Here is a 14,313-nt window from a genome sequence, read left to right on the forward strand (position 1 = left end):
ATAAAAACGAAATGAGGGTTAGTTATGCATGATAAAAGTATTCGAATACACTCTGATGAGGTAGCGAAGGCAGCCCAAGCTGCACTCATTCGTCGCGGTGTATCACTGGAGGATATTGCAGAGATTGTTTATGAAATGCAAAAATCCTATAATGAAGGCTTAACATTAGAGCATTGTGTTCATTCTGTCGAGCGGGTTTTACGTAAGCGTGAAGTTCAACACGCCTTATTAGTGGGCATTGAATTAGATGAACTTGCTGAGAAAAAATTATTATCAGCACCATTACAGCAAATAATTGAATCCGATGAGGGCTTATTTGGTGTAGATGAAACAATTGCACTCGGATCTGTTTTTACATATGGTAGCATCGCAGTAACAACATTCGGACACCTAGACAAGCAGAAAGTTGGTATTATCAAAAAACTAGACACGGAGCCTGGGCACCATGTCAATACGTTTTTAGATGATTTGGTCGGGAGCATCGCAGCATCTGCCGCATCCCGTATTGCACATCGTATGCGCGATTTAGAAGAAGAGGGCGAGACATTTGCAGACATTGAACCCGAGGAACTAGGACCAAAACCAAAATCACATAATGAAATTTAACAAGTGTTTATGAAATAATAAGGAGCCTTCTCAAATTTAATTGAGGAGGCTCTGTTTTAGTATGGTTAAAAATTCACGTTGTATGTTTATTTAAAGGGATAAAAAAGTTGTTTTAAGAATGCAAGATATTCTGTTCAACAATTGGCTATGTTTTTTAGGAAGAGTAAGAACTAGTAGCAGTAAAATGAAACTCTCAAATGAATAAAATGGAACTATTTCACAGGTTATTCGTATTATAGATAGCGGTTTATCAGAAAAATAGTTGTCTCATAAAGGGGAGGGCTTCAATTTGAAAAATTCTACGAAAATAACGGAATGTCCAAAATGTGGCGGGAAGGAGCTGGGGAGAGGTAAGCATAGTGGATATGGAACTATGTACCCAGATGGTAAGATGAGTTTAGGGTCAGATATTGAATATATTATTTGCACAGAATGTGGTTTTATAATCGAGAGCTATGTCAAAAAACCAGAGAAATTTAAGGATACACTTTTTTAAGGGAATATCGGAAATAACATAACAAAAATATTGTTGTATGAATATTCCAATATCATTCTAAACATAAAGGAATACCCTTAATGGAAGCTGAAATTAATCAAGTAATGAAAGCTAATTTTGATAATCTCCAAAGTTAAAGAACTATATGTCAAACCCCGTCCTAAATTTAGAACGGGGTTTGAGCTAATTAAATGGCTTATTTAGTTGATAGCTGAAAAATCTACTTTGCATCTTTATATGCTTTTAAAAATTCTTTTACTTTTTCGCTGTCAGCCTTAAGCTCTAATCCAGTGTTAACTAATGTTGAAACAGTGGATACAGCGGGTTTTTTATTGCCTTGATAGTAGCTTATAAATTCATCCTGGTTGATCGAGTAAAGTATCGCTTTACGTAAGTCCACTGAATCCGACACGGCACGTCCTGATGTATTCATTTGTAAATATGCTACAGCGTTACTATCAGCGGTATTTAAAGTTAATTTATTATCAGACTTTACTATATCCAGTTTTGTTTCTGGTACTGTCTGGAGTATATGGATTTCCCCATTACGTAATGCAGATAGGGCACTATCATTATCCGCGATGAAACGAACATTGATTTTCGTAATTTTTGGTTCATATTCGCTACCAACACGGTATGCAGGATTTTTCACGAATTGTGCTTCATAATCATTTTTCTTCACAAGAATGTAAGGTCCGCTTGCATATAAATGATTGTTATATGTTGCTGTACCCTCTGTTACGGTTGCTTGATCCCCATATGCGATATCCTTGTCTGGATCATAGCTAGCTACATCATAAGTATTGATACTTGTTACTTGTTTCTCAGATACAATACCGCCAGATTGGTGAGCTAAATAATTTAGCACCTGTGGGAATGGTGTCGGTGTTGTAACCTTTACAACCTGATAACTACCTGCTGTATTCTTAACAGCACCTTTATCTTTTGCTAATTTTGTTACAGAAGCAGGCAGGTTCTGAGAAAGGACATCTAAAATAGATTGATCTGATCCTGCCACTTTTTTATTTTGTAATTCAGCTAAATCTGAAACAATTTCTACAGATTCAATATTTTCATGGATACTATAAGTACGGTGATCTGGTACTGATGTTGAATCTTTTGCACGATTTAATGAGAATACAACATCTTCCCCAGACACCAATTCACCTGTATCAACGGCAGCACCATCCTTGATAGCTGCAAAGTGAATATCATCACGTAAAATAAAGTAATATTCTTGGTTACCTTCAGCAATTGCATGGTTATAAGATAGTGAACCATCTGACACGACTTCATCTGTATCCGTTAAGTTAACCAGTCGAACATACATATTAGTATTCAATGTATTAATGGAGCCATCATTACCTTTAATCGGATCAAGGGATGTTAAAGAATCTAGTGTTTGGTGTAAAATCAACGGTTCTGTCGCATTTTTAGATGCATCATTAAATGCAATGCTTTCCCAAACTTGTGCACGTGATTTCGGTAAATGAACAGTTTTTGGATTTACTAATTCTGAATAAATCCCTTGGTATTTATTAGAAATATATAAAGGGGCAATATATGCCTGATCGAAAACTAATAGCTGTTCTAATTCTTTATATTTCGCAGCAGCTTCATCACCTGTTAGTGTACTTGCTTCATCAATTAAAGCATCTAATTTCGAGTCAGCAACAACACTGTAGTCTCCACCCGTTTTAAATAAACCACGTACAGCATAATCAGGATTTCCTGTAACTGTCGTCCAGCTAGAAAGTGCTAAATCGTAATTGCCCGCCTCTTTTTGGGCAGAAAATGAACCATAATCAGGCTGAATGTTAAGTTTTACATCAAAACCATTTTTCACTAATTGATCTCGCACAATATTCATATCCTCTTCAGAAGCGGACATGCCTAAAAGTTCAATTGTTGTACTGCCTTTACCTTTCGAATCTTTACTGCCTTCAACGTCCTTTTTTGTTTGAACACAGCCGGATAGTGCTAATACTGCTATGAATAACAATATAAGTAATCTCTTCATGTAAGAACCTCCATCTTAATTTGTTTTTGGATCTAAAGCATCCCGTAATCCATCCCCTAAGAAATTAAAGGACAGAACGAGCAGCATAATACAAAGACCTGGGAAAATCGCAACATAGGAATGTGTTTCCAGGTACGTACTACCAACCTTTAAAATATTGCCCCATTCAGGGATATGTGGCTCAATGCCAAGCCCTAAAAAGCTTAGACTACTTGTTGAAATTACAGCTCCACCAATTGTTAGTGTGGCTTTAACAATCATTGGTGCTAATGAATTAGGGACGATATGCTTAAAGATGATTGCAGCATCAGAAGCACCTAATGCTCTAGCTGATTCTACAAATTCAAAATTAGCGAGTTGCATAACATTCGCCCGCATTGTACGAGCGTATGTAGGAATAGCTCCAACACTAAGAGCAATGATTAAATTAACCGTATTGGCTCCAAACGCAGCAATTATTGCAATAGCTAGTAAAATACCAGGAATCGCATATAAAATATCAAGGCTACGCATGATGATGTTGTCTGTGGCTTTGCCATAAAAACCTGAAAACGCTCCAAGCACTCCTCCAATAAGTGCTGGAATAATGGTTGAGAAAAAGCCAACAATCAACGATATTTGTGCACCGAAAATAATACGAGAAAATAAATCTCTACCATAATTATCAGTGCCTAGTGGGTATTCCAGTGACGGGGTTTGTAACAAAGCCCCGTAGTTATTTTCGGTAGCCAAATCATAGTCGAATGTCCACGAACTTGTGACAGATAATGAAAACATTAAAACTATGAAAAATAACCCGAAAACGGCCATTGTATTACGCAAAATCTTTTCCCAAATGTTTTGCCATTTTTCTATGGATGATGGATTTGTCTTTCGTGCCTTTTGAATAAGGCAATAACCTAGTAATGTGGCAAAAAGATTGCCAGTAAAAGTCGCAAATAATAACAATATACCAGGCAACAGCATCCATTTTGGAGCAGATTTTGGTGTAACAAATTTGGTACATAAAATTAGCATTACAATATAAAAGAGTGCAAGGCATAGGAAAAGCCCCATTGCTAGTAAAAAGGTATCTGTCACATACGGCTTAAACAGGTTTAGTGCTGAAATACCTATGATGAATAGTTGTGTAATAAATGCATACGCAGCAAAGGTATATTCAGCTGTCTTTTTCTTAGACACAAGCATAAAAGCAAATGACGCTGAGAAAATATTGCCCGTAGCTACTGTTAAAAATAATGGATATCCAAGGAGACGAGTGCTTTTTGGGATATCTCCTAGCTTTGCTAAATTATGTTTGATTCGAACAGTAAGAAAACCGACATAAGCGGTGGTAATCGCATTAATTATAAAAAAGGCACATACAATTGGGCGCCAGCTTTGGCTAGAGAAATTATAGCTATAAGCTAGAAACAATAAAGAGAACAGGAAGGAAAAGACAAATGTAAAATGAGCATTGACATATTCCTGTGTAATCTTCAAGAGTAGTTTGACATGTAAGTTGTTTTTCAAAGATGCTCCCCCTTTAAGACTTCTTCATTTTTGAGCGGATGCGTGGATCGAAAAATGCGTACAAAATATCGATGAAAAGGTTAACAATCGAAATTGTAATAGCAATGTATACGACCCCACCTAGAATCGCTGGGATATCGGGGATAAACTGTTTGTCAACGATATAGCTACCAATACCACTAATATTAAAAACCTTTTCTGTAACAGATGCCCCTCCCAACATGCCGCCGAAGAGAAGCCCGATCACTGTAATAATAGGGATCATGGCATTACGAATCGCATGCTTTGAAATGACTTTAAATTCATTTAAACCTTTAGCCTTTGCTGTAATAATGTAATCCTCATGTATAACCTCAAGCATGCTCGATCTAGTCATACGGGCAATAGAAGCAGTAATGGATGTACCCAAAACAATTACTGGCATAATTAGAGATAACCAGCTTTGCGGATTATACGTAGCTGGTAACCACTGTAGCTTTAGCGCGAACGTCAAAATAAAGATCAAGCCCTGCCAGAAGCTTGGAATGGATAATCCGATTAAAGCGATGAACATAAATGTATAATCCAAATAGGAATTTGGACGAACCGCTGAAATAATGCCAACCGGAATGGCAATAGCAATAGCCATTAACAATGATAGGACAGCAATTTCAAGTGTGATAGGAAATTTATTTGCAATACTATGAGTAATGTCTTCTTTCCCTGCAAAGGAAGCACCTAAATCGAAGGTGAATAGGCCAGATAAAGCATTCCACAACTGAGAGAAATAAGGTTGATCTAAGCCGTGAATAATGTTGAAATTTGCAATTTGCTCAGCCGTTGCCTCGACCCCTAGTAAATTTCTTGCGGGATCAAATGGAGACAAATACAAAATTGTAAAAACTAGTGTAGCCACTCCTACAATAACAATGAAGCTTTGTAGTATTCGTTCAATGATGAATTGTAGAAATGGATTCGCATATAAAAGGAGTACTACATAAAATAAAGCAGCAGGTAAAAACGTAAAAGTCAGGAATTTTCTATTTTTTAGTTGCTCACTAAAATACTCTAAATAGGAGAGATCCTCTATGCCTTCCTTTAATAACTCCTGCTCAATAGATTGCTGAATTTTTGCTTGGGCTAACTTAGAAGCTGTCTCCTGTATTTGCTTTTCAGATACAGTTTCATGAAAGAAAGTAGCCTTTGCTAATTCTTGTTCTGCAAATGTAGATTGCCATTTTGCCATTAAACCTTTTTCCTCGTAGTACAGCCACCGTTGTTCAAAAGCTTGTTTGTATTGTTGTGATTGTTTTCTTTTTTGATAGAAATAGTATGTAATAGGATGGACCAAGATACTTAAAAGAAAGAGCAACACATTATAGAGTTTTTGAGTTTTGAGCTTTTGATAAACCGCGAAAAAGAATACATGTTCTGTAGTTGCTGAATGATTGTTTGATATATCCATGCATTTCCTCCAAACGTAAGTTAAGTAAGGTTTAAGCAATTAAGCCTTCATTACTGATTAGTTTATGCAATATCTCGCTGACTCGTTATAGAAGTGATTGTCCTACTGACTGGATGCGGGATGACATGTTTTGTAGGATATTGTATAATTCCTATCAGTATTGTAAAGTATGGATTATACTTGTACTTAAGTCAATCACAAAATTTAAAAAGGGTGGATGGAATGAGTGAAAAGCTTCTAGAAATCAACAATCTTCGTGTGTCCTTTCTGACAGGCGAGACAGAATTTGAAGCAGTTAAGGGTGTTAGCTTTCATCTAAATAAAGGTGAAACGCTCGGAATAGTAGGAGAGTCAGGTAGTGGAAAAAGTGTTACGGCTCGTTCAATCATGCGGTTATTACCAACACCCCCTTCATTTTTGAAGTCAGGCAGTATTTTATTTAAAGGACAAGAAATAACCTCTTTGAGTGAAAAACAAATGGAAGCAATTCGCGGACAAGATATTAGTATGATTTTTCAAGACCCTATGTCATCCACAAACCCAACTATTCGAATTGGGGAACAAGTAGCTGAAAGTTTAATCAAGCATCAGTCAATGTCCAAAGCTGAAGCCTATAAACAAACAATTGAACTATTAAAGCTTGTAGGTATACGGGAGCCCGGAGAACGCTATAAGCAATATCCACATGAATTTTCGGGAGGGATGAGGCAACGTGTCATGATTGCTATGGCATTAGCCTGCAATCCGTCTTTACTCATAGCAGATGAACCGACAACAGCACTTGATGTAACGATTCAAGCACAAATTTTAAAATTAATGCGCAATATGCAAAAGAAAATGGGTACGTCGATTATTTTGATAACGCATGATTTAGGCGTTGTGGCTGGTATGTGTGATCGATTAATTGTCATGAAAGAGGGAGAGATTGTCGAGCAGGGAACAACAGAGGAGATTTTTGCGAATGCTCAACATCCATATACAAAAAAACTATTGAATGCTTTGCCAAAACTCCATGAGAAAAAGCAGCCAAAACCGAATGTAAATTGGCAAACTAGTAGCAATCAACATAAACCATTAATTGAAGTGACACATCTTTCAAAGGAATTTGAATTAGGTCGTGGTCAAACAGTAAAGGCTGTTAATGATTTATCATTTCATATATACCCAGGAGAAACATTGGGATTAGTGGGCGAGTCGGGCTCAGGCAAATCTACGACAGGACGAACGATTTTACAGCTCCATCAGCCTACACATGGAGAAGTCATATATCAAGGAATACCCATTACAAGATTAACGAAGAAACAGCTAAAGGCAATGCGTCGTCATATGCAAATTATATTCCAAGATCCATATTCCTCGTTAAATCCCCGAAAAAAAGTCGTCGATATTATTGGGGAGGCATTAGATATTCATAAGTTGGTCAAAACAAATGCAGAACGTCAACATCGTGTCGAGGAATTACTTGAGCTTGTAGGCTTAAACAAAGAACATGCAATGCGTTATCCACATGAATTTTCAGGTGGACAACGACAACGTATTGGCATTGCAAGAGCTTTAGCAGTGGAGCCTAATTTTATCGTTTGTGATGAACCACTATCAGCTCTGGATGTTTCTATTCAAAAGCAAATTGTTGATTTGTTAAAAGATTTACAGCAACGACTGGGCTTAACATACTTATTTATTGCCCATGATTTGTCTATGGTGAAGCATATTAGTGATCGTGTAGCGGTCATGTATGGTGGTAAAATTGTCGAGCTTGCAGAAAGTGAAGAGCTCTATGCAAATCCTCGGCATCCCTATACACAAGCTTTATTGCGCTCCATTCCAATTCCTGACCCAGCAATCGAAAAGCAAAAATATGTGGACACTGAAAATTAAGAAACACAACCAAGCTATGAGATTGAAAATAGTCAGCTTGTTGAGGTATCTCCAAATCATTGGGTTGCCGTTGCAGCTACATAGCTTGAATGTAGAAGCTTGATATTTTACAATAGAAGCAACGTGAAACTTTTAATTGATAGGGTTTCTTCTTTCCTAGAGATAATGAGTGGAACTAGTTGTACTTTAGGGAGGTTCCTTAAAGTGTAATGTAAGATGAATAGTTGTGAGGGACCTATAACATGAAGATGCAGGATATAAAAACGTTAATAACAAGTGGTACCATCATTTTAGCTGTTGCACTATATATGATTTTTGGTAGATCACCAGCTGAAGAAAAGGATGCAACATCGACAGACCAAAACGGCATCATTTCCATTGAACAGGTTGAAGAAAAAACCGAAAATAAACGTTTTACAGTCGATTTTATTAAAGCATACGATGGCGATACGATTCAGGCAACAATAAATGGCCAGAAGGAAAAAATCCGCTTATTAATGGTCGATACACCAGAAATGAATTACAACAAAGGTGAAGCACAGCCTTTTGCTGAAGAGGCAAAAGACTATACGATTAAATTGTTAGAAAACGCTAAAAAGATTGAAGCAGTTTACGATGTAGGACCTGAAACGGACAATTACGATCGACTGTTAGCCTATGTTTTTGTGGATGATGTGTTATTACAGGAATCGTTATTGAAAGAAGGGCTTGCGGCAGTACGTTTTATCCATAAACCAAATAATACGTTTGAGGATGAATTCAGAGATATTCAACAGGAAGCCGAACTAGAAAAATTAAATATTTGGTCACATGATAATTACTTCCAAAAAGATGGATTCCATCCGGAAGTATTGAAGTAAAGGTTAACAATCAAGGGACAGTCCCAAAAGGCAATGATTAATGCCTTTTGAGGGCGGCCCTTTTTTCGATCGTATGTAGAAATGATGGATAGAATTGCTGAGGGATTGGCGGATAGAGCAGTCGATGTAGCGGATAGAATGATTGAAGTGACGGATAGAGCAGTGAGTCGAATGTGGAATGGATCTTTTAAAATGGAAACATGGGATTTTTAACAATCTCATGTTTTTTTATTTTCAAAAAAACAAGCTTGCAAAATTCATGAAATATGTATATATTGTATATAAAGTATATATACAATGTTATGAACAGAGGTACAGAAGTTTTAAAGTACATGTACATTAAAGTTCTCAGGAAAGGAAATTTATTTATGAAATGGATAAAACTTTTATTAATAGGATGGTTAACGTTAGTTGTTAGTCTATCCCTAGCTTCTCTTTCAGGTGAAATTTCTGCACAGTTGTTTGATGCATCAAGGGATTTTCAAAATTTTATAAAGGGTCTTGTGATGAGTGGGCTGGTCGTTCCTATTGTTTTGTATTTATATCAGCATGTCTATCGAATGACTGGTAATAAACCCAGTACCCCGGTATATTCATGGAAAAGGCTGTATCACTTTTTTACTGGGGTTTTCTTGGCAATTGCCCTGGCTTCATTGGGTATCATAATTGCTGGTTATCAAGGATGGCTAATCATTGAAGACTGGCATGCCCCTAATCAGTGGTATGGTCCGTTACTGATCAATATTACTTTTGCTTTCTTTTATGAAGCTTTGCCGGAGGAATTGGGATTACGAGGATTATTATATGATGTCTTACGTTATCGATTCGCCACTTGGCTTTCAGTTTTATTGCAAACCCTACTATTTGTATTAGTTACTATTGCAGTTGCCTTGATTCAAGCACTTGTGGGATTAACCCCAGGAGTATCCATTAACATCGGTTATATTATTTTAATTCTATGCTTTGGATTATGTTTGCAGCTACTTCGTCTATGGACTGGGAGTCTTTGGACATCAATTGGTTTTCATCTAGCATATTTAGAAATCATGAGATTTGCCATCTCACCACAGCAATACGGTGTATCACCAATCATAACCTACGACGGATCAATGCCTGAGCTCGGTGCCTTAATCTGTGTCATTATGATGGTTATTGGGGGTATCATTGTCTCACTCGCTATACTAGGTGCTAAGCGTTTTATACAGAAAAGTACATAATTAGCGCGACTTACTACGATTATGACTTAAAACAAATTAAAGAAAGTCGATTCCTTTTTATACAGGGAATCGACTTATTTAGATTATATCTGTTTAGCGAATGTTTTTGGCGTTTTATATGAAACAACTGTAATTATTTTACACCCTTTGACCACTCTGTAACTTTCTCTTCATTATTTTCAATCCATTTTTTTGCTGCCTCTTTAGGATCAGCGCCTTCCATAATATCAAACATCACGCTTTCTATATCTTCAGCAGTCCAGTGGAAGTTTTTAAGAACACTGTATGCGTCTGGATTATCCTCTTTTAATCCTTTACGTGCGAATGTGCCAATATATTCCTCAGCACCATAAATACCTTTCGGATCGTCTAAATATTTTAAATCAAAAGCATTAAAAATCCAGTGAGGGGACCAACCAGTAATAATAATTTCCTCGTTTTTAGCTAATGCCTGACTAAGTGCTGCAGTCATGGCACCTGCTGATGAGGTAAGGACATGCCAGCCTTCAAGGTTATGATATTCCTTATAAGCATTTTCTGTTGTAGCCATCATATTTGCCCCTGGCTCAATACCTGTAATTGTTTGATTCGCCTCGCTTGTTAAATCTTCAATAGAATTTACATCCATATAACTTGGGACAACTAAGCCAATCTTAGCTCCTGTTAGATTTTTTCCCAAATTTTCAATTTTATTTTTATACTTTTCAACTTGAGGGGCATGCGTTTGTGGTAGCCATGCTGAAACCATACCATCAACCTCACCATTGGCAAGTGCCTCCCACATAATGCCATTGTCAAGAGGGGTTAATGTGACATCGTATCCCAAATTCTCTAAAACTTGTCCTACTACGTGTGTAGAGGCAACTTCAGTATCCCATTCAACGTAGGCTAAATTAATCGCTTTATTTTTGGAGTCATCGCTAGCTGAGCCACACGCTGTTAATAACAGCATGATTCCCAATACAAATCCCCATTTTAATAATTTATCGAACTTCATAAAATCTCTCCTTACTATAAAGTTTTATATTTTAGATAAACTGCATGAATAGTTACTTCTATTAAAATCAAAATAATATAAACTAAAAATTAACAAGTAACAACTTAAAATTAACAAAGAGTTGTTACTTTTGTCAAATCACTAAAATAGAAAGAAATGCAAGCTTACTAGCAACCTAAACTTTTTGTCCATAGGATTTTTAGGAATGAACAGGGAGAAAAGTGGGATGGGAGAGATATCTAATGACTCGCCATCAAATGCATTTAGAGAAGCCCAAAAATCAAATTTTTGCCCACATATGATAGGTGAAAATGGATACTTGGGTTTGAGGAGGCTTAGAATGCATTGGATATCCATCATTCTTATTGGTATTGCTGCTAATTTAGATAATTTAGGAATAGGTCTTGCTTACGGTGTGAAACGGGTAAAAATTCCAGCCCTATCTAACGCAGTTATTGCTATTATGTCAATGATTGTCACATTTGTTGCAGTAACAGCGGGGGGTACGATTGTTGAATATATATCCCCTCATATCGCAAATTTGTTGGGAAGTCTATTGCTTTGTACGATTGGATTGTGGACATTAGTGTCTAATCGTTTTTCTCAGCAAGGGATTGCAGAACAGCCTGAATTATTTGATGAGGATAAAAACTATATTATTTCATTTAGAGAAGCAATAACACTTGGTTTTATCTTATCTGCTAACTGTTTAGCGGGGGGTATTGCTATTGGTGCTCACGGTATTTCAGTCATCTGGACAGTGATTTCTATTGGAACATTTTCATTTATTACAGTTGCAATCGGCAGCCATTTTGGAAATTTACTAACTAAAACATTTATTGGAAAATACTCAGCGGCTATATCAGGCTGGTTACTCATAATGATTGGGGTATTGGAAATTTTAGGATAACAATGGCAATTTAAATAGAATTGTTTAAGGGATATCACAAATTTTTCATGTGATATCCCTTTTATTGTAGAAAATTTGACATATTAAGGACGAATTTGGTTTAGCAGTTGACATACGTTGGTATCAACGATTATTCTTGGAAATAGAAGTGTAATTGAGAATAATTTTCGTTTACGTGAAAATGCTTTCAATCTGAATATTGTGAACGAAAATTTTTTCAATTATAATGTTCTGTGGAAATTAAACGAATATATTCCAATAAGGAGGAGTTCAGCACATGAAGAAATTAATGATGTTCGTCATGCTAGTAATGGTATTTACCTTCAATTTAGGGTTACCACAAGCATCTGCCCAACTATCTGACGGTACTCATTCCATAAAATATCAGGTCAATAAGCCTGAAAGCAACTCGGTATCCATTGCCAATGATTATTTTGTAAAACCAGCAAAGGTCACTGTGAAAAATGGTACGGCGACAGTTCAAATTACCTTGAAAAATAGTAAATGGATTACTAAATTTCAGCCACCTGGTGGAGCAACCGTAGTAAGTGAAGATAAGGCAGCAGATACTCGAATCGTGCAATTCACAGTGAAAGATTTAACGAAACCTCTTGTGACTTCAATGAAAATTGATATTGATGATATTAATTATCACCATGAATATAGTGTTGCACTAGTTTTTGATGCGGTATCTACTGAAGGCTTAGCAGCGCCAAAAACTAATGATGTAAAAGCTTCGACAAATTCAACTGCCGAAAGTCAAGTGCCCAATCCACAAACAAGCGATACAACACCCTATCTATTAATCGTTGCATTAGTGGGATCAGCATTTTTACTTTATAGAAAAAAATTACAATCCAAAACGGAGGGTCAATAATGACTAAAAAACGTCAATCACGCGCAACAAAAATCGTCCTAGCTTCATTGCTAGCAGCATCTTTAACAGTTCCATCATTTGCATCAGCAGCAGAGGTAGTTACGACAAACACGGAAGTAAAGGCAGGTAATAAAACAGAGCAGAATGGTTCACAAGTAACTTTCCAAACATTTAAAACTGGATCAGACGAAACTGGTTATATGGATAAATATTTTGCTGAAAAAGCTGTTCTTGTTAATAAAAATGGTACATACACTCTGCAAATTGCAGCAGTTGCTGAATTTAGTAAAATGATTCCTGGATTTCAAGTAAAACAAGGTGATAAATTTGTAGATGCAAAAATTGAAGCACAAGATGATGGAACAAGTAGTATTTCATTTCCAATAGTGCCAAACGTGAAAACTCCTGCAAAAGTACATGTAGTAACACCTCAAGGTACGATGGATAAATGGTATGAATTTGATTTAAAAGCAGTAGAAAATAAAGAAGCAACGACTACAGAAGAAAATGGAAAAACTGAAGAAGTAAAAGAAGCAGTTAAGGAAGAAGTAAAAGAAGTAAAAGAAGTAAAAGAAGAAGTTAAAGTCAATGATGTAGCAATTACTGTTTACAAAAATGGTACTTCTGAAGAATCTATGATGAAGCAATATATTGCACCTAAAGTAGGCATCTCAGTAGTAGATGGTAAAAACATCGTAACGATGACATTCCCGCAAGGTCAATATGTTAAAGGATTCACAGTGGAAGGAAAAAAAGCAACTTTAGTAAGTGAAGACAAAGCAACAAATGCAAGTACGTATTCATTTGAAGTGAAGGACTTAAAGAAACTTGTGAATGCTCAACTGCATATTGTTGTGAATGAGCCAGGCGTGAACTATGATACTAACCACCAAGTACAATTTAGCTTTGCTGTGGAAGGTGCGGTGAAGCCAGTGGTTAATCCATTTAAAGATATTAGCAATGATGGGAATAAAGAAGCTATCTTAGCATTATACAGCAAGGGAATTGTGAAGGGGCAAGATAACTTCAAACCATACGACAATATTACACGCTCTCAATTTGCGTTAATGATTGCTCGTGCATTAAATTTATCATCAACAACAGATGCTGGATTTAAAGATACAGCCGCACTTGACGCTGAACGTAAACAAGCTATCAATGCTTTAGCTGAGGCTAAAATTGTTGTGAAAGCGGAGAACTTTAATCCAAATGGGACACTTACTCGCCAGCAGGCTGCTGTAATGATTTACCGTGCTGTAGCACATGTTGCAGGGAAAGAAATGAACTATGGTGACCCAAGCCTATCCTATTATGCGGATGGTGCAACTGTAACAAGCGAAGAAGCAAAAAAAGCATTTGCCTTTTTAAATGAAGGTAAAATTATGACTGGCTCTGCCAATGCTAAAGGTAAAACAGTGATTAATGCAAACAGTCCTTTAAAACGCACACAAATGGCAAAAATTTTAAATGGTGCATTACAATACATGAATAAATAG

At 36.5% G+C, this 14,313-nt stretch carries 12 protein-coding genes and 1 pseudogene; 9 read left to right on the top strand and 4 right to left on the bottom strand.

Annotated features, from left to right (window positions below; genetic code table 11):
- Nucleotides 1–24: 24 nt before the first annotated feature.
- Together AC2CGN_RS16150 and AC2CGN_RS16155 are read left to right on the top strand one after the other, a co-directional pair.
- Nucleotides 25–606, top strand: a complete 582-nt coding sequence (locus AC2CGN_RS16150; RefSeq protein ID WP_283870896.1) for a phosphatidylglycerophosphatase A family protein — start codon at nucleotides 25–27, stop codon at nucleotides 604–606.
- A 289-nt stretch (nucleotides 607–895) separates the two neighbouring features.
- Nucleotides 896–1,102: a transcription initiation factor TFIIIB gene (locus AC2CGN_RS16155; protein WP_429988696.1), complete on the top strand. Its 207-nt coding sequence runs from the start codon at nucleotides 896–898 to the stop codon at nucleotides 1,100–1,102.
- A gap of 220 nt (nucleotides 1,103–1,322) precedes the next feature.
- Here the strand turns inward: AC2CGN_RS16155 and AC2CGN_RS16160 are convergent, their stop codons facing one another.
- Genes AC2CGN_RS16160 through AC2CGN_RS16170 form a run of 3 tightly spaced genes read right to left on the bottom strand, consistent with a single transcriptional unit; the run spans nucleotide 1,323 to nucleotide 6,078 of the window.
- On the bottom strand, nucleotides 1,323–3,122 hold the full coding sequence (locus tag AC2CGN_RS16160) for an ABC transporter substrate-binding protein (protein WP_429980426.1): 1,800 nt from the start codon (nucleotides 3,120–3,122) through the stop codon (nucleotides 1,323–1,325).
- A gap of 15 nt (nucleotides 3,123–3,137) precedes the next feature.
- Nucleotides 3,138–4,634, bottom strand: coding sequence for an ABC transporter permease (locus AC2CGN_RS16165; protein WP_484514912.1), 1,497 nt, complete (start codon nucleotides 4,632–4,634; stop codon nucleotides 3,138–3,140).
- Between the two features lie 13 nt (nucleotides 4,635–4,647).
- Entirely contained in the window at nucleotides 4,648–6,078 is a 1,431-nt protein-coding gene (locus tag AC2CGN_RS16170) for an ABC transporter permease (RefSeq protein WP_484514914.1), read from the bottom strand.
- Between the two features lie 222 nt (nucleotides 6,079–6,300).
- Here AC2CGN_RS16170 and AC2CGN_RS16175 point away from each other — a divergent pair.
- The 4 genes and pseudogenes from AC2CGN_RS16175 to AC2CGN_RS16190 all read left to right on the top strand — a co-directional run bounded on the left by AC2CGN_RS16175 (nucleotide 6,301) and on the right by AC2CGN_RS16190 (nucleotide 10,033).
- A pseudogene (locus tag AC2CGN_RS16175) lies at nucleotides 6,301–8,040 on the top strand (ABC transporter ATP-binding protein).
- Nucleotides 8,041–8,198: 158 nt separating this feature from the next.
- On the top strand, nucleotides 8,199–8,816 hold the full coding sequence (locus AC2CGN_RS16180; protein ID WP_484514916.1) for a thermonuclease family protein: 618 nt from the start codon (nucleotides 8,199–8,201) through the stop codon (nucleotides 8,814–8,816).
- A gap of 81 nt (nucleotides 8,817–8,897) precedes the next feature.
- Entirely contained in the window at nucleotides 8,898–9,029 is a 132-nt protein-coding gene (locus AC2CGN_RS16185; RefSeq protein ID WP_484514918.1) for a hypothetical protein, read from the top strand.
- Between the two features lie 155 nt (nucleotides 9,030–9,184).
- Nucleotides 9,185–10,033, top strand: coding sequence for a CPBP family intramembrane glutamic endopeptidase (locus tag AC2CGN_RS16190; RefSeq protein WP_286925339.1), 849 nt, complete (start codon nucleotides 9,185–9,187; stop codon nucleotides 10,031–10,033).
- Between the two features lie 133 nt (nucleotides 10,034–10,166).
- Here AC2CGN_RS16190 and AC2CGN_RS16195 read toward each other — a convergent pair whose 3' ends face one another.
- Nucleotides 10,167–11,030: a glycine betaine ABC transporter substrate-binding protein gene (locus tag AC2CGN_RS16195; RefSeq protein ID WP_429988700.1), complete on the bottom strand. Its 864-nt coding sequence runs from the start codon at nucleotides 11,028–11,030 to the stop codon at nucleotides 10,167–10,169.
- A gap of 340 nt (nucleotides 11,031–11,370) precedes the next feature.
- Between AC2CGN_RS16195 and AC2CGN_RS16200 the strand changes: the two genes are divergently transcribed.
- The 3 genes from AC2CGN_RS16200 (at nucleotide 11,371) to AC2CGN_RS16210 (ending at nucleotide 14,313) form a co-directional block, all read left to right on the top strand.
- A complete protein-coding gene (locus AC2CGN_RS16200) occupies nucleotides 11,371–11,940 on the top strand; it encodes a manganese efflux pump (protein ID WP_429980432.1) in 570 nt (189 codons plus the stop codon).
- A 277-nt stretch (nucleotides 11,941–12,217) separates the two neighbouring features.
- Nucleotides 12,218–12,817: a heme uptake protein IsdC gene (gene isdC, locus AC2CGN_RS16205; protein ID WP_484514921.1), complete on the top strand. Its 600-nt coding sequence runs from the start codon at nucleotides 12,218–12,220 to the stop codon at nucleotides 12,815–12,817.
- A complete protein-coding gene (locus tag AC2CGN_RS16210; protein ID WP_484514923.1) occupies nucleotides 12,817–14,313 on the top strand; it encodes an NEAT domain-containing protein in 1,497 nt (498 codons plus the stop codon). Before isdC ends, AC2CGN_RS16210 begins: the two co-directional genes overlap by 1 nt.

The sequence above is a fragment of the Lysinibacillus sp. DFXJR4 genome (assembly GCF_057196045.1).